The sequence below is a fragment of the uncultured Rothia sp. genome (assembly GCF_963507905.1).
Taxonomy (GTDB): Bacteria; Actinomycetota; Actinomycetes; order Actinomycetales; family Micrococcaceae; genus Rothia.
In genome coordinates this window covers 34,451-54,237 of sequence record NZ_CAUOUU010000001.1, presented here as the reverse complement: position 1 = coordinate 54,237, position 19,787 = coordinate 34,451, and the positions used below count along the sequence as shown (strand labels likewise).

General features: G+C 59.4%; 16 protein-coding genes. 6 read left to right on the top strand and 10 right to left on the bottom strand.

Features of this window, described 5'->3' with window-relative positions:
- Positions 1–108 precede the first annotated feature (108 nt).
- From RQ593_RS00220 to RQ593_RS00210, 3 genes are all read left to right on the top strand, one after another.
- Positions 109–1,350: an MFS transporter gene (locus tag RQ593_RS00220; protein ID WP_049346255.1), complete on the top strand. Its 1,242-nt coding sequence runs from the start codon at positions 109–111 to the stop codon at positions 1,348–1,350.
- A gap of 241 nt (positions 1,351–1,591) precedes the next feature.
- A complete protein-coding gene (locus RQ593_RS00215) occupies positions 1,592–2,212 on the top strand; it encodes a recombinase RecJ (protein ID WP_311449479.1) in 621 nt (206 codons plus the stop codon).
- Positions 2,213–2,417: 205 nt separating this feature from the next.
- Entirely contained in the window at positions 2,418–3,149 is a 732-nt protein-coding gene (locus tag RQ593_RS00210; RefSeq protein ID WP_311449478.1) for a metal-dependent transcriptional regulator, read from the top strand.
- A gap of 141 nt (positions 3,150–3,290) precedes the next feature.
- On the opposite strand, the gene RQ593_RS00205 is transcribed toward RQ593_RS00210, so the two are convergent.
- The 6 genes from RQ593_RS00205 to RQ593_RS00180 all read right to left on the bottom strand — a co-directional run bounded on the left by RQ593_RS00205 (position 3,291) and on the right by RQ593_RS00180 (position 10,090).
- On the bottom strand, positions 3,291–4,169 hold the full coding sequence (locus RQ593_RS00205) for a metal ABC transporter permease (protein ID WP_311449477.1): 879 nt from the start codon (positions 4,167–4,169) through the stop codon (positions 3,291–3,293).
- Positions 4,170–4,991, bottom strand: a complete 822-nt coding sequence (locus tag RQ593_RS00200) for a metal ABC transporter ATP-binding protein (protein WP_311449476.1) — start codon at positions 4,989–4,991, stop codon at positions 4,170–4,172. It lies immediately after the preceding gene.
- A gap of 199 nt (positions 4,992–5,190) precedes the next feature.
- Positions 5,191–6,153 carry a metal ABC transporter substrate-binding protein gene (locus tag RQ593_RS00195; RefSeq protein WP_311449475.1) on the bottom strand — a complete coding sequence of 321 codons (963 nt, stop codon included), beginning with the start codon at positions 6,151–6,153 and terminating at the stop codon, positions 5,191–5,193.
- 328 nt (positions 6,154–6,481) lie between these two features.
- Positions 6,482–7,282, bottom strand: a complete 801-nt coding sequence (locus tag RQ593_RS00190) for an exodeoxyribonuclease III (RefSeq protein ID WP_294639957.1) — start codon at positions 7,280–7,282, stop codon at positions 6,482–6,484.
- 175 nt (positions 7,283–7,457) lie between these two features.
- A complete protein-coding gene (locus RQ593_RS00185) occupies positions 7,458–8,261 on the bottom strand; it encodes an S-layer homology domain-containing protein (protein ID WP_311449474.1) in 804 nt (267 codons plus the stop codon).
- Between the two features lie 500 nt (positions 8,262–8,761).
- A complete protein-coding gene (locus tag RQ593_RS00180) occupies positions 8,762–10,090 on the bottom strand; it encodes a glycosyl hydrolase family 28-related protein (RefSeq protein WP_311449473.1) in 1,329 nt (442 codons plus the stop codon).
- Positions 10,091–10,703: 613 nt separating this feature from the next.
- Between RQ593_RS00180 and RQ593_RS00175 the strand changes: the two genes are divergently transcribed.
- From RQ593_RS00175 to RQ593_RS00165, 3 genes are read left to right on the top strand one after another with little or no spacing between them, the layout of a single operon-like run.
- The gene (locus tag RQ593_RS00175) at positions 10,704–11,423 is read left to right on the top strand and encodes an ABC transporter ATP-binding protein (RefSeq protein WP_311449472.1); all 720 of its coding nucleotides are present in this window, start codon (positions 10,704–10,706) and stop codon (positions 11,421–11,423) included.
- Positions 11,420–12,865 (top strand): hypothetical protein, encoded by a 1,446-nt coding sequence (locus RQ593_RS00170; RefSeq protein ID WP_311449471.1) that lies wholly within the window; start codon positions 11,420–11,422, stop codon positions 12,863–12,865. Before RQ593_RS00175 ends, RQ593_RS00170 begins: the two co-directional genes overlap by 4 nt.
- Complete coding sequence (locus RQ593_RS00165) at positions 12,846–13,151, top strand: hypothetical protein (RefSeq protein ID WP_303978687.1); 306 nt, start codon at positions 12,846–12,848, stop codon at positions 13,149–13,151. The genes RQ593_RS00170 and RQ593_RS00165 overlap by 20 nt, the downstream gene beginning before the upstream one ends.
- A gap of 119 nt (positions 13,152–13,270) precedes the next feature.
- Here the strand turns inward: RQ593_RS00165 and RQ593_RS00160 are convergent, their stop codons facing one another.
- The 4 genes from RQ593_RS00160 to RQ593_RS00145 all read right to left on the bottom strand — a co-directional run bounded on the left by RQ593_RS00160 (position 13,271) and on the right by RQ593_RS00145 (position 19,469).
- Positions 13,271–14,617, bottom strand: a complete 1,347-nt coding sequence (locus RQ593_RS00160) for a glycosyl hydrolase family 28-related protein (RefSeq protein ID WP_311449470.1) — start codon at positions 14,615–14,617, stop codon at positions 13,271–13,273.
- Between the two features lie 587 nt (positions 14,618–15,204).
- Complete coding sequence (locus RQ593_RS00155) at positions 15,205–16,203, bottom strand: bile acid:sodium symporter family protein (protein ID WP_371326370.1); 999 nt, start codon at positions 16,201–16,203, stop codon at positions 15,205–15,207.
- A gap of 192 nt (positions 16,204–16,395) precedes the next feature.
- Entirely contained in the window at positions 16,396–18,012 is a 1,617-nt protein-coding gene (locus tag RQ593_RS00150; protein ID WP_049354057.1) for a M48 family metallopeptidase, read from the bottom strand.
- A gap of 320 nt (positions 18,013–18,332) precedes the next feature.
- Positions 18,333–19,469 (bottom strand): acetate kinase, encoded by a 1,137-nt coding sequence (locus RQ593_RS00145; protein ID WP_311449469.1) that lies wholly within the window; start codon positions 19,467–19,469, stop codon positions 18,333–18,335.
- Positions 19,470–19,787 lie beyond the last annotated feature (318 nt).

Below are 19,787 nucleotides of genomic sequence, written 5' to 3'. Positions count from 1 at the left end.
GTCGGGGTATTCACTCATACGATTGCGCGCTACGAATTGCGCACAACGAACTACGCACGACGGATTGCACACCGCGCGACACCATAAACCCCATCGTGGAGGTCCCCCATGAGTGTCAACACCGAACTACTCAAGAATAGAGATTTTCGAAATACTCTCTTCGCCATTGGAGCCAACCAGCTCTCAGACTCGATGAGCTATATCACCACGCCCATCATTATTTTGGCGCTGACCGGCTCCCCCGAGGCCGCGAGCATCACCCTCTTTGTCGCGGGTGTTCTCGCTACCTGCGCCGGAGCGATATCCGGAACGTGGGTTGACCGAATCGGTCCCTCAAAGTGCCTGGCACTGTCCTGTATCGGCCAGGCGCTGTCCTGGGTGGCGATTCTTCTCTACCTCGTTTTCAATGTCACCAATATTTACGTTTTGGTGATTACGATTTCTCTCGCCGCCATCATTTCCACCTTTGACTACCCGAGCGAGCAGTCCATCATCACCCGCGTGGTGCCCAAGGAACACCTGGGATACGCCTCCGGCATGGGTGAGACGCGCGAGTCCACCGCCAACCTGCTGGGCGGCCCGGTCGCCGGCATCATTATCGGTTTCTCGACCGTGCTCATGACCGCAGTTCACGCGGTCGTCAACCTGCTGGCATTCATCGTCGCACCCAAGAGCTACGGCGCTAGTCGGCAGCCCGCAGAAGAGGAGGAAGGTGAGAAAACCAGCTTCTGGCAGGACTCAAAAGCCGGTTTCGAGTACATCCTGAAGAACAAGGTACTGGTGTCCATCGCGTTCGTTTCAACGCTTGCGAACTTTGGAACGGTCGGTATTCCACTCACCTTCATCTACTACTACACCCTGGAGGGCGCACACCCGCTCTTCATCGGCATCTTTGCGAGCGCCTTCGGTGTGGGCGTGCTGCTCGGTTCATTCTTGGTCGGCCCGCTGACCGAGAAGTTCGCGCTCGGCCCACTCGGCATCACCTCCCTGGCCATCATGTCGGCATGCTACCTGTTGCTACCGGTGGTTCATTCGATGCTGTGGGCGGTGTGCCTGCTGATTGTGCTGGCGGGTATTGTGCTTCCCTCCTTCAATTCGAGCATCATTGCGTACATCAACGCATCCACCCCGGAGCACATGATCGGTCGCGTGCACTCGGTGCAGGGCATCCCGAATATGGCGCTGACCCCGCTGGCTGTTCTGCTGGCAGGCTTCCTCATTGTTGATTGGGGTATTACGTACACGGCGCTGTTCTACGCGGTGTTCATTTTCCTGTCGCTGGTGGTGATGGTATTCCAGAAGCCACTGCGTCAACTGCCTCATATCTCGCAGGTAACGAACGCACAGTAGTTCCACGGTAGCCCCGTCTATCAACTCCACTCAACGCCCCCGAAAGCGAATAATTCAACGTGCACTTGCATGAAAATTATTTTCCTTTCGGGGGTGTTCTACGTCCTTTCGAGGATTTCTACACACAGTGCACACTCACGATAATTCCCCTTATCAATGCGTATTTTTGGGGCTTTAAATGTTGCCGGTATTACGGCGAACCTTACGCCGCTTGTTGAAGGTTTTACGGCATAATAGGAAGGTGTTCGTTCTAACCTTTATTCAACGTTCCGCACAGCACTCACTCACTGCACTGTCGGACGAACTCGCAAAGCTCAACCCGCGTATTGCCTTCGCCCAGACATACCCTGACGAAATTCAGGGCGCCTTCGACCGCGCCAGCGACGCACTACACGCGGCGCTCATTGCCGCGCGCGATAACGGCTTCTGGGTCGGCATCGGAATCGGCGAGCTCAACATCCCCCGCTTCGCAGGCGCACTCGGCGCCGTCAGCACCACCGACTGCACCGGCGACGCCCTCGAATTCTCACGCCTCGCCGTCGAAGAAGCACAGGGAGGCGCACCCGTACGCTGCATCAGCGTCAGCGCCGACAACCGCCACCTCGCAGACCTCGCCGCAGGCTCCGCACGCCTGCTCTACCGCGTATGCGCCGACCGCACCGACGCCGAATGGCGCGTGGTCAACCTGCTCGTACCCGGCGTGCGCGGCCAGCAGAAAGCCGCCGCAACCGCACTCGGCATCACCACCCAGGCGGTCAGCCGCACCCTCGTCCGCTCCCTCTGGCATGAGGAGCAGGCGGCACGCGGTGCACTCATCGAGCTGCTGACCCGTATTGACCGTTCGCGCCGCCGCGCCACCTAAAGGCCGCCGCGCATCCCTCAATTCTTTCGCGCCTGCCAGCCTTTCGTACCTGCCAGCGCGGAACCGAACACACGATCCCGCCCGTGATGGTCGCCCCCTGCCAGGGGTGAACCGCCGGGCGGGACGCTCTTTAAGCCTGGATTTTCACCGCTTCCGCAACCATCATCCCGGCGGGCAAAACCCGAGAAAAGGTAAACTTATCTTTATGCCCCTTTCAGAACTTTCCGTCAGCACCCAGAACTACCTCAAGGAAATCTGGAGCCTCGAAGAATGGACCAAAACCCCTGCCACCGCATCCGCCCTGGCAGAGCGCATGGGCCTGCGCATTTCTTCGGTATCTGACGGCCTCAAGCGCCTCGCCGCCGCCGACCTGATCGAGCATCAGCCCTACGGCGCTATTGAGCTCACCGAAACCGGCCGCTCCTACGCGCTGGCAATGATTCGCCGCCACCGCCTCATTGAGACGTTCCTCGTGGAGACTCTCGGCTACACCTGGGACCGTGTGCACGACGAGGCGGAGGTTCTGGAGCACGCGGTATCCGACTTCATGGTGGACCGCATCGACACCCTGCTGGGGCACCCGGCCCGCGACCCGCACGGCGACCCAATCCCCGACTCTTCGGGGCACATTAGTTTTCCGCAGACCGTGCCGCTGAGCCAGTGCGAACCCGGCGAAACGGTCGTGCTCGAACGCATTAACGATGACGACCCGCGCCTGCTGCGTTACCTGCAGGGCCACGGTTTTGTGCCCGGTGTGCGCCTGCACATTGAGGAGGGAGCACCCTTCTCTGAGGCGGTGAACGTGAGCGTGGTTGGTGCCGGTTCCGGCAACCTGCACGAGACGGACGCAGCCGGTGCGGTAAAGCCCGGCGGCACGATTATTCCGTTGGGTGCGGAGGCGACCGCCTCCCTGTTCGTGTCCCGCACGGTACGTTAGAGGTGCTCCTAGAAACTTCAGATGATAGCAATAGGCGGAAAGCCCCACGGTGGGGCTTTCCGCCTATTGCTGTATGTGGTGAGTGTATTCAGTGAGCTTACTTAGGAAGCTGAGGGCTCAGCTTCCGTCGCTACCGGGGTTTCAGGCGCCGTCACGCTCTGTTGCCGTCACGCTGAGCCGGCGGGCGCGCATCCTGCCCAGCAGACCGTAGCGCGGGGCGAACACGTACGCCAGGGCAAACAGCAGACCCTGCGTGACGACCACAGCACCGCCGGGGGATACATCCGCGTGGTAGCTGGCGTACAGGCCGGTCAGCGTGCCCACCAGGGACACGCCCACGCTCACCGCGAGCATGGGTACGAACCGGTCAGTGATCAGGCGCGCGGTGGAGCCGGGGATGACGAGCATCGCCACGACCAGCACCACACCCACAATCTGCAACGCCACCACGGAAGTCAGCGCCAGCATAATCAGCAGCAGCGCGCCGAGCAGACGCGGACGCAACCCAACCGCCTGCGCAAAGCCCGGGTCGAAGGCGTACAGCACGAAGTCACGGCGCTTCACCAGCAACACAGCGGCAACAATCACCGCGAGGATAGCGACCTGCCAGACGTCCAACCAGGACACACCCAGCACGTTACCGAAGAGAATGTGGTTCAGGTCGGTATTCGACGGCGTCACCGAAATCAGCACCAGACCAAACGCGAACATGGTCGTAAACACGATGCCGATCGCGGCGTCCTCGCGCACGCGGCCGCTGCGCCGCACCCCGCCGATGAGCGCCACCGCCACGAGCGCGGCAATGACCGCACCCACCGCGAAGGGCGCACCGAAAATGTAGGCGAGCACCACGCCGGGCAGCACCGCGTGCGAGATTGCGTCGCCCATGAGCGACCAGCCGAGCAGCACGAGCCAACACGAGAGCAGGGCGCAGACGGCGGCGGCAATCACGGTGACCACGAATGCGCGGAGCATGAAGGGCAGGGTCAGCGGCTCCACCAGAAAGTTGAGGATGTCCATTTAGTTCTTCCCTTCCGCAGAGCTGTTCGCAGTAGAGCCGGAGGTAGTAGCGCTGGCGGCAGTCGGCGCACCGGCGTTCACTTCCATGCCGAAGGCACGCACCAGGTTCTCGGGGGCGAGCACCTTCTCGGGGGTGTCGTGCATCAGAATCTCACCGCGTAGCAGTAGCGCCTCGTCGGCAAACTGGCGCAGGGTCGCCAAGTCGTGCGTGGACACCAGCACGGTCGCGCCCTCGTCGCGCAGCTGTTCGATAACCTGAATGAGCATCGCCTCGCTACGCTTGTCCACACCGGCGAAGGGCTCATCCAGCAGCAGCAACTGGGCACCCTGGGCGATAGCGCGTGCCACGAAGGCGCGCTTACGCTGGCCGCCCGAGAGCGCCCCAATCTGACGGTCGGCAAGGTCGGTCAGTTCCACGCGGGCGAGCGCCTCATCCACGGCGGCACGGTCTGCGGCACGCAGGCGGCGGGTGATGCCGAGGTTGCGGTAGCGCCCCATGCTGACGACCTCGCGCACGGAGATGGGGAAGGTCCAGTCGATCTCTTCGCTCTGCGGCACGTAGCTGACGAGTCCGGCGCGGTGGTGCGCGTTCTTGCCGCGACCGCCACGGTGACCGCCGACGGGCTGCCCGTCGAGGGTGATGCTGCCGGCGTGCACGGGCACGACCCCCATGATGGCTTTGAAGAGGGTGGATTTGCCGGAGCCGTTCATACCGATCAGGCCGCAGATACGCCCGGTGTCCAGGGTGAAGGATGCGCCGGTGAGGGCACGGACTGGCCCGTAGTTCACGTGCACATTTTCGCAGCTGAGAAGAGTGCTCATTCCTGTGTTCTTTCTGGTGGTCACCGTATGCGTGCGGCGGGTGTACTTGCTTGTGTGGTGGTGAGTGGGTGGGTGTGAGTGGGCGCTGTGTGAACGAGTGTTAACGGCGTGGGAGGAGCGGAGCCGTGAAGGCGACCGCCCCTCCTATCCTATCGGGGGTTTGGGGTTTACCCGGGTTTATGCCGGGCTTATTCGGGGTTTAGGAGTTGCCCTTGAGGCCCGCCACGATGGTGCGTGCGTCGTAGCGGATCATGTCCAGGTAGGTGGGCACGGGGCCGTTCGCCTCCGAGAGCGAGTCCACGTAGAGTACGCCGCCGAATCGTGCGCCGGTGGCGTCGGCTACCTGGCGCATCGGGTTGTCAGAGACAGTGGATTCGCAGAAGACTGCGGGCACCTGATTCTGGCGCACGTAGTCAATTGCGGAGGAAATCTGCGAGGGGGTCGCCTGCTGTTCGGAGTTGACCGCCCAAATGTACTTTTCCTTCAGGCCCGCGTCTGCCGCCAGGTAGGAGAAGGCGCCTTCGCAGGTGACCAGTGCGCGCTGGTTCTCGGGCAGGGTGGAGATTTCCTTGACGAGCTCGTCACGCACGTCCTGCAGCTGCTTCTTGTAGGCTTCGCCGCGGGACTTGTAGTCGGCGGCGTGGGCCGGGTCGAGGGCGCTAAATTCGCGAATCATCACGTCCACGTACTTCTGCACGTTGCTGGGGCTCATCCAGGCGTGGGGGTTGGGCTTGCCCGCGTAGGCGTCCTCGGTAATGGAGATGGGCGTGACGCCCTCGGAGACGGTCACGTGCTTGGCGTGGGATTCTTCAACGAACTTGGCGAACCAGGATTCGAGGTTCAGGCCGTTGTCAAGCACCAGGTCGGCAGCGTGCGCCTTCTTCAAGTCGGAGGGGGTGGGCTCGTACTCGTGAATCTCTGCGCCGGGCTTGGTGAGGGATTCCACGTTCAGGTCGTCGCCTGCCACATTGCGGGCGATGTCTGCGAGCACGGTGAAAGTGGTGAGCACGGTCTTCTTGCCGCTACTGCTCTTAGCGCCATCGGTGGTGCTGGCAGTGGTGCCGCAACCGGTAAGCACGAGTAGCAAGGTGAGTGCGAGGGCGGCGCAGAGCGCCTGGACGAGGCGGCGTGCGTTGCTGCCTGCGGGGGTGAAAGCGTTCATGAGGCATCCTTCATTGGAAGTCACGGGTTTGAGCATGTGGTTGATGTGTGGAATTTGCCGCGCCGGGGCAACAGGGACACGGTGTGTCTGCGCAGGCATCATAATGCGCTTTTGCCTGTCGTCCCGGGCGGAATTTAACAATAGTTCGGCAAGCCGAACTTTTCAACTAAGCCACACAGAAAACCCGAAATATCGACAGAAACACAGGGACAGACACACAAGGGCAGGCGCACAGGGACAGAAGCACCGGCAGATACAGCAAGGAGGCGAGGGTCCCCTCCCCCGCCTCCCTACTACACGCGGTTTTACGGCAAGCTATGCGCTCGGCTTAGTCGGCAATCTCAACCACGACCGGCGTGTGGTCGCTTGCGCCTTCACCGGCGCGCTCCACCTTATCGATCCAGGCGCGTTCCACCCGTGCGGCGAGCGCGGGCGAGAACAGCTGGAAGTCAATACGCATGCCCTCGTCCTTGGTGAAGCGGCCCGCCTGGTAGTCCCAGTAGGTGTACTCGCCCGGGGTGTGCGGGCGCACTACATCCACCATGCCCTCATCGAGTAGGGCGGCGAAGGCGCGGCGTTCAGGTTCGGACACGTGGGTCATTTCGTTGCGCAGGAAGAAGTCAATATCCCACACGTCGGTGTCTTCGGGGGCGACGTTCCAGTCACCGACCAGGGCGAGCTGCGCCTGCGGGTTGGCAGCCAGTTCGTTGTGCACGTTCTGGCGGAGCGCCTCCATCCAGCGGAGCTTGTAGTCCATGTGCGGATCGGTCAGGCCGCGGCCATTGGGCACGTAGAGGCTCCAGATGCGCACGCCGCCGCAGGTCGCACCGATAGCGCGCGCCTCCAGCACCTCAGGCTCGCCAGGCTTGCCGAAGTGCGGCTGGTTATCGAAGCCGCGCTGCACGTCTTCGAGGCCAACTCGGGAGGCGATTGCCACGCCATTCCACTGATTCAGGCCGAAGTGCGCAACCTCGTAGCCCATGAATTCGAAGAGGTCGAAGGGGAAGGTTTCGTCTTTGGTTTTGGTTTCTTGCAGGGCGAGCACGTCAACGTCGTGTTCGTCGAGCCAGTCTTCAACGCGGTTTTCGCGGGCGCGGATTGAGTTGATGTTCCAGGTGGCAATCTTCATGCCTTCTAGCTTAGCGGGTATCGCGTTCCCGCCTTGTAAGAGCGTCCCGATACAGCACACCGCCCGCCTGCGCAACCCATTGGGTCGCACCGGCGGGCGGTGAATATGTGTGCTAGTCAGCACTGAATCTAGTCAGCACTAAAGCTAGTCGGCATTACTCCTAGTCAACGGCTTCCTAGTCAACGGCGGGAGTACCCACAACCTTCAGGCCCTTATCGCCGTACGCCTTGAGCATGTACAGGGCGTCGGAGAAGTACAGGGGGCTGGCGGGGTCCACCACGTCTACTGCGCCGTCACCGTCGCGGTCGACTTCGGGGTAGGCGCCGAGCGTGCGGGCTGCCCAACGGTTTTCGGTCTTGAACTGCTCAACCTTCTTAGCTTCGGCACGTAGCGGGCGGCGGATCTGGCGCAGGCGTGCGGCACCGTCGGGGCTACCTGCGGCGCGGTAGAGGAACGCGGCGAGGGTGTTGCGGGTGGCGTAGTCATCCGGGTGGAAGAGCCCGTCATCCCAGCCGGAGGTGATGCCCGCGTCCGCCGCCCAAATGTACGCGGCGTAGTCGGGGTCGGTGGTTGCCACGTCCTTGTAGGGGGAGGTCTTGGGCAGGTTCTTGACGGTCGGGGATCCCGCCATCCGGTAGAGCATGCGCACGAGTTGGCCGCGGGTGACGGTTGCGGTGCTGTGGCGGCGGGTGACGGTGTATTCTTCGCTGTCGAGGTAGCCGTGGCAGACCGCCCACACGCCGGGGGTGGCGTTCATGGTGCCGACAAAGGTGGCGACGCATTCTAGGTATGCGGGGTCGTCCTTGGGCTGCTGTGCCTTGATGACGAGCTGCAGGTTCACTGCGGGTTCTGCGGCGGCAGGCTGTGCGCTCACCGCGGAGGTGACTGGTACGGCACCGAGGGCGAGTGCGAGGGTGAGGGCAAGGGTGCGGCGTGCGCGGGGAGCGGGTGTGAGTGCTCGGGAGATAACCGAAAACATGGGTTGTCCTTATGTAATTGTGGTTGGGAACCGGCCGGAAGGAACCGGTTTTTAGGGTCGATTTTGGGGTCGCCAACATGGAGCGAATAAGAGAAGGGGAAAGGGGTGCGTTGAGGAATAGTGAGAAGCGGCAATGAATAGGGTCTGACGTGCGGCGATGCGGCTTTGTCCTACACTGAGGGGACTGTCACCGAGGGGACTGTTCCGCGTCGTGAGGACACGTCTGTGGTGGTGCACAGTGAATGGACTGTTTTACACCGCCATAGAAAGTTTAAAGTACATATTGATATTTTATTCAATATTTAATTGAGACTTTTATCAACTAAAAATTAAACATTGTTCTAAACAACAAAGCAGCTGCGAATGGTATGTATTCCATTCGCAGCTGCTTTGATTTTTAGCTGATATATCGCGGTATAACGCGCCCACTAGGGCACACGCCCCTGCATTACGATTCACAGAAAAGTCCCGAACCGGTTCGGGCGTGTCTACCAGCCCCGCTAACCGCGCATCACGTTGTAGGCTTCCTTGGTGAGCTGACCGGCGGGCGAGGTGGAGTGACGCAGCTCTTCGACCTCAATAACCACATTCGCGCCGATTGCGCCGGTAATGTACACGCGGCGGCCAAGCATATTGCCGTCACCGATACGGTCGTCCTTGGCGGTGCCTTCGGTGATGCGCAGGTCGTAAATCTTGTTTTCAATGTAGAAGCCGTACAGGGAGGCGGGCTTCTCCGGCGGGTTGTAGGAGACGGGCGCGACCATGCGGGTACCGCGCGCGTTGCGGCCGATGTACCAGTTGGCTGCCTCGTCGGCGCGGGCGGCACCGCTGACGGTGCCTGCCCAGCTGGAGCCTTCTGCTTCGCATCCGATGAAGATGTTGTGCGCCCACTCAATAATCCAGCCGTGACCCGCGTTGGAGCGGGCGGTGCAGCCGATGAACATGTTGCGTTCGCCCTGCACGATCCAGCCTGCGCCGGCGTGGCGGGTGGCGGGCTCGTAGAGGGCGTCCTTGTTGCTGGTGCGGTGGTTGCTGTTGCTGGAGCAGTTCTCGAATTTCGCCTGCGCCGCGTACACCTCGATACCGGCGTAGGAGCCGCCGCTGAGGTTCGCTTCGGCAACGTCTACGCCGCGTAGCTTGTTGTCTGCTGCACCGGAGTTCAGGCCTTCGTTGGGGCGGCGAGGGTGGCCGGCGGGCTTGCCGAGCAGCAGGCCCTGGTTGAGGGTGCGGCGGATGGTCACATCGTCAATTTTCATGCCCTGGTCGTCCAGACCGAGCACGGCAACGCCGATGGCGGTGTCCCAGACTTCCACGCCGGCGATAACGGGCACGATGTCCGGCTCGTTGAGCTGGTCGCCGGTCAGGTGGGTGTGGAAGATGACGCCGGCGACGTTGTTCAGCGGGGCGGTGTGCGCGTCGAGCGGGTAGCTGTTGATGGGGGTGTTGGCGGCGTTGGTGCGGATGTGCAGGTTGCGCACGCCCATGCGCATGGGCTTGTTGGCGTTGTAGTTGCCGTAAACGGGGGTGGTGTAGCTGCCGACGTGGAACACGCCGGTGTATTCGGTGTGGCCGTTGGCGGTGGCGGGGATGGCGCGGTCGGAGTGCGCGATGACGACGGTTGAGGAGCCGTAGCCGAAGATTTCGACGCGGTGTTTGATGTCGATGAAGGGGTAGGAGACGCGGTAGATGCCGCGGGGTAGTTCTACGGATCCGCCGCCGCGTGCGGCGACGTCGTCGACGGCTCGCTGGATGGCTGCGGTGGAGTCTTTGGCACCGGTGGGGTCTGCGCCGTAGTTGATGGCGTTGATGCTCATGGGCGTATCGGGCATGAGGGTCTCAATTCTTTCGATGGGTACCGCGTTCGGTGCTGAAGGCGGCGTGGTGAGTGAATCGAGTGAATACGGCTGTATGCGGTGAATACGGTGTTGAAGTTGAGTGTGTCTTCGCAGGTGCGTTGGTGTGTTCGGGTCTGTGCACCGGTAGACCTGTTCCTGCTCAAGGGTACCGCATTGGGCGTGTGGAGGCGACGACCGGGCGCTGTGATACCCGCTCCCCTGCCCCGTTTTTCTACGGTTTTTCAACGGTTTTTCGGCTGTTTTGTGGGCGGGTTAAACGCCGAGGGGCGGGGATTACTCCCCCCTCAGACGTTTAACGCCTCATGAGAAAATTTTTTAGTTAGATAGTGTCGTGATACACACCTAAATATATTACACTTAAGTGCATGAGCCCAGCCTGGCGTACGACCAGACTGGACCTATCTGTATTCGGGCCGATCACGGCAGACAACACGGTCTGAAGCAGTAAAAATGTCGACAGCATCCACTGTTCAGGTTCCGTGCGGGCATCGTTGATTGCACGACCGCAGGCGCATTGAGCACCCCGGCATAACTTGGCAATCACCGAATAATTTCTGATCAACACACAACGAAGGGTGTGACAAAAATGCTTCTTGACGCGCACGATATTACCTACGCGTACGGGGCTGGGAAACCCGCCCTCACCGACGTTCAGCTCCAAGTCTCTTCCGGAGAGATTCATGGATTGATTGGACCTAACGGCTCTGGAAAATCCACGCTCATGAAACTGATAAGTAACCTTCTACACTCCAAGAAGGGCAATATTCAGATTAGCGGTCATGAACACCAGAGCCTTGCTGCTCGCACCTCCTTGATGTACCTGGCAAGCAACGACTACCTGCCGGAATTTCTGACCGGTCTGGAATACCTGCGTTTTATCCACTCTCTGTACAAGGAGAAAGTGGATGAGAATGCTGTAGAGGAGTACTTTAAGCGTTACCAGATGATAGGTCGACAGCACGACCTGATGGAAGATTACTCCCACGGTATGCGCAAGAAAACTCAGCTCATTGCAGCGTTGCTATTGCGTCGACCTCTCACTCTCATTGATGAGACGCTTAACGGAATCGACATCGATGCAATTTACACCTTTGAACGCGATATGCGTACATTACGCAATGAAGGATGCGGAATCCTGCTGTGCAGCCACGACTTCACGCTTCTAGAAAGGTGCGCAGACCGTGTTACCTTCCTCCACCGCGGAGTAGTGCTCGAGGACGACGCTACCGATGTTCTTCTAGAACGCTATGGAACTCTCGATGCTATGGTCCGAAAAACTGTGGATGAAATCGAGGGGGACCTATGAGGTTCAGTGCGGTTCATCAGCTCGTCCATTTTTATTTCCTCTTCCTGCGCCGCCGTGTTTTAGGAAGGGGAGTTCTGGCAAATCGACCAATTCGTTACACCGCGTTTTTTGGTGTCTTAGCACTATACGCAGGATATGTTCTGCTGAGTATCAGTGTTGTTAGGCAAACATTTAATAACCCGGAAATAATAGCGCCGATTCTGGAAGGAATGGGTATCTCATCTGTTTTTTGGGTTGCCGCATTTTACACAATTGTGCGAATCCTATTCCTGAAAGCAGATGAGCTAACAGAACTGACATACACTCTTCCCGCGACCAATAAGGAACGCCTGATTGCGAGTGTTGTATTCGAGATGCTTCTTGTCGGAACAGCTACTATTGCTCTTTCAAGTGCGCTGGCTATTGCTTGTAGCATTGTCGTGGGGTGGAAAGCTGCGGAGCTCTTCCTGTTGGGTGTTGTGTCACCAGCTCTTGTTACTTACCTGATCCTGCTAGTAATTCATTTGGGAGTAGAGCGACTCCTTGCCCTCGTGGGAATGGCACGTTTGCGCGGTCTTGTGATTCCTGCTCTTCTTGTGGGTCTTATGGCTATTGCATTTAGCATGATGCGTGACCAAAGTGTGGAGTACATGCGGATTCGTTTGCTTGAAGATACTGCCCCATGGGTGCCCCAGCTGGCGTTTCTCCGTATTGAGGAAGCTATCGGAGGGGTACTAGGAGCAGCGGGTGCTGTACTCGCCTTGCTAGGAGTATGTGGACTGCTACTAGCTTTAGCTATAGCAATTGCGCCGAAGGACTACACCCCGCTCAGGAGCTACTTCCTTGCGCTACCTGGAAGTCTTGCGAGTACTCGATTGGGCACTTTGGTGCTGATGCAGTTCCGTAGCTTCGAGAACCAGTTTGTGCTGGTATCTGCTGTGGTGGCAGCTTTCGCAATTCCTTGGAAGAGTTGGAATGCGCCTCCGGCGTACATTATGCTCCCGGCTTTCTTGGGAATCTACGCGTACGCATCTTCTGAACCCCTGCGTCGCCTTACTCCGTTCCGCCAATCGGCAGGTGTGTTTTACCTTCAGCTGATCGGTTCGCAGGCAACTATCATGCTTGCGCTAGGTGCAGTTCTTGGAACGGTTTATCTAGCGCAAGGGGGTCAGCTATCAGCTATCTTGAGTGTTTTTGGATTTGGGCTGATGTCCATCGTCATGACTAATCTCGTGGGTATTATCTTCCCGCCAGAAAAGGGAAACCCATTCTCTGTGGTTATTGGTGTGATTCTTCTGCTATCGGTCGTTGCAACTTTTGCTGTGGGTCTGAATATGTTTGGGCTCCCGACGGAGGTTAACGTGACCATTATTGCGGTGCTTCTTGGATTCGCCGTGTTCTTTAGTGTCTTGGGAATTTCCCGCAATGAAAAAGGAGTGCGCCATGAAATGGTTCACCTATAGTATTTCTTCGCTTGCTACTGCTGCAGTAGCCACTGTAGCGGTAGTCATCGGAAGCACCATCTATACGCTCTTTAGCCTAGGCGAGAATAGCTCTATGGGAGAGGCGTTCTTTGGCACGATACGCTTGCAATCAGAGGCGGTCCCGGACGGAGGAGTTCGCATGCAAATGAGCATGGTAAATCCTGCGCCCGTGGTGGTGACGCTTATTCTCTTGACGCTCTTTATCTTCGCCGTAGTTGTGGCGTATAACCGACCGTCGGCACGCCGCGCTCAGTCTGAAAAATAACCTATTACAGGACCAGCAATAATGCTTGAGGGGCGGGGATTACTCCCCGCCCCTCAAGCGTATGCGTTTTAAGATTTTGTGATTACGAGCCTCAGCCCGCAGAGCCTAACCCGTGAGGGTTAGCCCATGAACACGCCGTTGCCGCGCTTCTCCAGCTGCTTCGGCGCGAAAGTCGCGTGGCGAATATGATCCACCTCAATGAGCACGTTATCGCCCATAGCGCCGGTCACGTGAACACGGCGGCCGACCATGTTGTTCTCACCAATACGGTCATCCTTCGCGGACGCAGTCGTAATGTGCATATCGCGAATGTTGTTCTCAATGTAGAAACCGTACAGGGAAGCCTTCGCCCAGCTGTAAGGGTTGTGCGAACGAGGAGCCACAAAACGGCTACCGCGTGCGTTACGGCCAATGTACCAGTTCGCCGCCTCGTCACCTCGGGCAGCGCCGGTAACAGCATCCTGGAAGCTGGAAGACTCACCCAGGCAGCCAATGAACTGGTTGTTACCCCACTCCACGAGCCAGCCGTGACCGGCGTTCTCCTGGGCGGTGCAGCCAATGAACATGTTGCGGGTGCCCTGAATGAACCAGCCCGCACCCACGTGGCGGGTCTTCACCTCGTACAGGGCGTTCTTACCCATGTTGCGCTTGTTGAACCAGCTGGTGGACGCCTCGAACTTGGACTGAGAAGTGTAAATCTCGATACCCGCGTAGGTGCCGAAGCTCATGTTTGCGTCAGAGACGTCAATCATGGAGAACTTGTTATCTGCCGCGCCGGGGGTGTCACCCTCACGGCGGCGCAGCGGGTGGCCGACAGGCTTGCCGACCAGCAGGCCCTGACGCAGGGTCTGGCGGATGCGGATCTTGTCAATCTTCATGCCCTGGTCGTCCAGACCCAGGATCGCAACGCCGATAGCGGTGTCCCAGATTTCGATGTTGGACAGGGTGGGCACTGCGTCCGGCTCACCGGGGTTAGCATCCGCAATGCGAGTGTGGAAGATGACGCCTGCAACGTTGTCAACGGGCTGGGTGTGCTTCTCCAGGAAAATCTGGTTGCTCTTAGAATCCAGCGGCAGGTTGTACTTGTTGGTGCGGATGAACAGGTCACGCACGCCCATACGCATGGGCTTGTTCTGGTTGGTGCCACCGCTCATGGGGGTGGTGTAGCTACCGGTGTGGAAAACGCCGGTGCATTCGTAGCTACCGTTCTTAGACGACGGGATGCTCTTGTCGGTGAAAGCGACGATTCGGGTTGCCTGACCGTGGCCGAAAATCTCGACGCGGTGCTTCATTTCGATGAAGGGGTAGGAGACGCGGTACATGCCGCCGGGAATCTCCACGGAGCCGCCGCCCTGCGCAGCAACATCATCGATAGCCTTCTGGATAGCACTAGTGGAATCTCGTACGCCGGTGGGGTCAGCGTTGTACTTGGAATCGCATACGTTCACGCTCATGATGGTAGCCATGGAGTGTCCTCTTTCTTGGCGGATACAAACAGCGATTAGCGCATAGATAGAATCTAAGCGCGTCATTAAGCTGAGTGTATCCAGTTGTGTTTGAGTGAATAAATGGTTTTGAGCTTCCTTCCGGTTGAGTGAGTGAATCTCTTCCGATGTGGGATGCGGGCGGGGAGTGAATCCGCTGCATCAACGCTCGTGGGCGGTGTGAGGGAGTGAATCTCAACCGTTCCCATGTGAGTCATAAATTCTTGCATACAGGATGCGAATCTGTCTAACCCACGACAAAACATTCTAGGGCAAATTTGGGGCTTTTTCGCCGCTCAACGCCCGATAGTGTTGATTGTCTCCTCGGTCACTTTTATGCAGTGGAGTGCACATACCCCACAAAAACCCAACTGACCAGTACAAATACCACATTTTGCACACAAATGCACTAGTCAGGGAATTTTTGGCAGTGCGCGCCACATCACTTCATAAACCGATTGATACGGCCCAAAGTCCCCCATTAAAACCCCTCATCAGAGGCTTATCTCACAGACTCAGAGGCCCCCAATAGCACCCGCCGAGCACCCCGGCAGATAGGGTTCAAGCCCCTACTGAACTTCCTTTGCGGAGGCTGCACCCACCACATCCAGGCGCGCATAGCGGCCCGCAAGCCAGGTACAAATCATCAACTGAACCTGATGGAAAATCATGATCGGCAGCATCATCAGGCCCAGCGAGCCCGCACCAAAAATAATAATCGCCATCGGCAGGCCAGCCGCCAGCGACTTCTTCGAACCGCAGAACTGAATCGTAATACGGTCGGCACGGTTGAAGCCCAGGCGCTTAGCCAACTGGTCAGTCAGCCACAGCATAAACACCACAATAATCGCCATGAGCACGACCAGCAGCACAATCTGCCACCACGCCACGCGCGTCCACACGCCCTGCACCACCGAAGCGGAAAACGCCGAATACACAATCATCATGACCGAGAACTTATCCAGCCACTTGGTCGTCGGCTTCTTAGCGAACTCCCCCACCCAGCGGCGCGTCAGCTGACCGAGCACGAACGGCAGGAACAGCTGAATGGCGATATCCAGGAAGACCGTTCCAGAGAACTCAATATGGCCCGTGTTCATCAGTAGCATGGCGAGCAGCGGGGTCGCCACCACGCCCACAATCGAAGAGAGCGAAGCGCTCACAATCGCCGCCGCCACGTTACCACCCGCAATCGAGGTGAACGCAATCGACGCCTGCACGGTCGAGGGCACAAAGGTCAAGAACAGGATGCCCATGTACAGCCCATCGCCGAGCACAAAACGCAGTGGTGAAAGCGCCAAACCGACCAGCGGGAACAGCACGAACGTGCAGCTGAGAATCATCAGGTGCAGACGCCAGTGGGTCAGGCCGCGAATAGCCTCCGCGGTGGAGAGGCGAGCGCCGTACAGGTAGAACAGCAGGGCGACCGCGAACTTCGTTCCGGTGCTGAACCATTCGGCGAAGTCGCCGCGCGCCGGCACAATAATTGCGAGGATGACCGCGCTAATGAGCATGGTCAGCAGCGGGTCGAGCTTGATAGAGCGAAGTGATGAAAGCATGCTGTCCATTCTATGCCTGCGGCATGCAGCGGATGCCGTGGCGGGCGCACCTTCTCACCTGGGGGTCACGCAGGGAGAGCTTAGGAGTGTGCAGGAGGCGGTTAACAGCCGAACCCGCCGGAGTGCGTTAGCACCCCGGCGGGTTCGTGAAGGTTATTGAGCTGTGCGGCTCAGATGAGACGTTCAGAGTAGGCTCAGCGGCTACTTCTTATCACCGTCGAAGCCGTAACCGTACGAGCCACCCTCAGAGGAGTTGTTGCCGTACTGGCCGTAACCGTACTGCTCAGGAGCAGGCTGGCCATTAGAGGGCTGCTCAGGGGCGGACTGGCCTGCACCGTTCTGGGTTGCACCGTTCTGGCCTGCGGCAGGCTGGCCTGCGGCAGGCTGACCGAAGCCAGGCTGCTGACCGTAGGCGGGCTGACCCGGTGCGGGCATCTGCGGGCCACCGGGAGCACCCGGTGCCGGCACGCCACCGGCGGCAGCGTACGCATCCCAACGCTGGCCGTGGAAGGCACGAGCCTGCTCGGTGAGCCAGCCAGCGAACAGCGTAGAGTTCGCATCGAACTCGGGGGCGTTCTCGGGCTTGGAGTACACGTCCACGGTTTCCAGGGTGTGGTCAGCCCAGGTGTCCTGGTGCTCACGCATGAACTCGGTGGACTGAATCGGGTCAGGCCACATGTGCACCGGCTCAGACGCCGGAATCAGCACAGGAACGCGCGGTGCGGCATCCTTGACCGGGTTCTCCGTCGGGCGCCAGAACAGGCGGCCCGGCTGGGTGCGGTCACGCAGCGCGTGCGCACGCCACGTGAGGATGGGGTGGCTTGCCAGCAGGTTCACGTACCAGACGGCAAGACCGCGGTCGGTCACGGCACGGTCGGCAAGCTCATCGAAGTTGACCTGCTTGTTCAGGTACTTACCTGCCGCAAGCACCTTGACGGCACCCTCAGCGCCCTCGGGGCAGAAGCGGTAGCCGAAGTTGTCGGCGGTGTATTCCTGCGAGCGGGACAGCGCACTCGACAGCACCGGAATCTGGTTGAACAGCGTAGTGAAAATCAGACGGAAATAACCGACGTGACCTGCGGCGATGTGGCCCACCTCGTGGCCAATGATGAAGCGCAGCGCCTCCGGATCACGGGACTTACCACCGATCTCGAACAGGTCAGAGTACAGGCAGATGTAGCGGCGGAAGCCGTGACCTGCCGCGAAAGCATTCATCACGCCGTTACCGAGGATGACGTACGCGTCCGGCACGCGGCGCAGACCCGCCGCCTCCGCTGCTTCGGCGAGCATCTGGTACGCCTCAGGGAACTGGGTCGGGGTGATGCGCACACCGCGAACACGCTGCTGCGCGTAGTAGATTGCACGAACGATAAAGATGGCAATCGGGCCCAGGATGAGCAGGCCAACCGTCTGGAAAATCAGGTCTTCCAGGCTCGCGGAGGTGCTGCCGGAAGGTACTCGAACCGAGCCTTCACCGGTTGAGCTGAAGACGTAACGCATCATCGAGCTGAACAGGTCAGCCAGCGCCATGAACAGCACAATGTAGCCGACCGCGGTGACCGCGTAGGCGGCGACCAGCCACGGAATTTCGGAGGGGTGACGCAGCGCGTGCAGCACCTTCGGCGGCAGCATCGACTGGTAGGCGAAGAGCTTCGGCTGGGGCAGGGGGCTGACCGGCTTCTGGCGCTCGTCTTCGGGGAGCCAGCCGGCGGAGAGGTCCTGCGGGAGGGGCTCACCGGGGGCGTGGAATGCCTGCTGGCCGGGCTGGGCGTTGAACTGTCCGCCGGGCTGCTGGTGGTTTTCAGGGGGTTGAGTCATGTCTCGTCCGCTTCGTATCGAGTGTTATCTGATTCCACTCTATCGTTTTTGGGCACTTACTAGTGAATGTGAATGCGCTTTTTCTCATAGAATGCCCATTCGCGACGCTACAGTACGCCACAGCATCGAAATGCACAGCGCCGGAATACACCGCATCGGAATGCGCAGTGCCGGGGCGCGCAGTGCAGCGGTGCTCAGTGCAGAGACTCAGAGGCGCGCAGCCTTGCGGGCATAAGAAATCCGCCGCAACACCCGTACAGGACGGGTGCCGCGGCGGATAACGTTACGCTGAGCCGCCTACACGGCGGGGTGCGTGGGGCTTAGAGGCTCTTGACGAGTTCCTCGGTAGCCTCAGCGATAGCCTTCTCCTCGTTGGTGGGGATGACCAGCACCTTGATAGCGGAATCCTCGGTGGAAATCACGCGCGGCTCGGGGGAACGCTTAGCGTTCTCCTCCTCGTTGTACTTGATGCCGAGAGCGCCGAGGCGGTCCAGGACCAGCTTGCGGAAGTCGCCGGAGTTCTCACCGATACCTGCGGTGAAGATCAGTGCCTGCGCGCCGCCGACAACCAGGTTGTAGCCGCCAATGTACTTCATCAGGCGGTAGGAGGTCATGTCCAGTGCGAGCTGTGCACGCTCGTCGCCGGACTGTGCAGCCTCAACGACCTTACGCATGTCGTTGGAGCCAGCCAGTGCGAGCAGGCCGGACTCCTTGTTCAGGATGGTGTCCAGGCGTTCACCGTCAATGCCTTCACGGGACAGGATGGTGGTCAGTGCCGAGGGGTCGATGTCGCCGGAGCGGGTACCCATGATCAGGCCGGCCAGGGGGGTGTAGCCCATGGAGGTGTCGACGGACTTGCCGCCCTTCACAGCGGTCACGGACGCGCCGTTACCGAGGTGTGCGACAATGCCGTTGAACTCGTCGCGTGCAATGCCGAGCATGTCAGCTGCAACGTGGGAGACGTACTCGTGGCTGGTGCCGTGGAAGCCGTAGCGGCGGATGCTGTACTTGTCAGCCAGGTCGTAGGGGATTGCGTAGCGCCATGCTTCTTCGGGCATGGTGGAGTGGAACGCGGTGTCGAAGATAGCGACCTGCGGCAGGGAGGGCCACTTGTGCATTGCTGCGCGCATGCCCTGAGCGTGTGCGGGGTTGTGCAGCGGTGCCAGCGGGGAGAGGTCGTCGATCTGCTGGACAACTTCCTCGGTCAGCAGGGTGGGGTGGGTGAACTTCTCTGCACCCTGCACCACGCGGTGGCCGACTGCCTGCAGCTCACGGCCGTGCAGGACGGGCTCAAGCTTCTCGGACATGATATCGAATGCGACTTCGTGGTTGGGCACGTCGGTGCCGATGTTTTCGACGAGGCCGGAGATCAGCATCTGCTCTGCCTCGGGCAGGGAGGTGTCACGCACCTGGTACTTCAGGGAGGAAGAACCGGCGTTCACAACGAGAATAAGCATGAAAGTATCTTCTTTCGTAGTTTTCTTTTCTGCTCCATTCTCGCACTTTTCGAGCCTGCGTGCGAGACGGCCCCGACCGTGTTTTTAACGGGGGGTTTTTACTAGGGGTGACATCGAGGGGCAGGAGGCGGGGGTTTGGTGGGGTGGAGAGAACGCCTGGAGGATAGGTTAAGGTATGACCTAATTACTGGTGGTGTTTTCAGAGCTTAGGTATAGTTGGGGTTAGCAAGGTAAAGCAAGATCCCTGACGTAGTTGCTGCAAGGCAATGAGGTATAACGGGTGAGCCGTAGCGGGGTGTACCGGTGGATCCTGGTCGA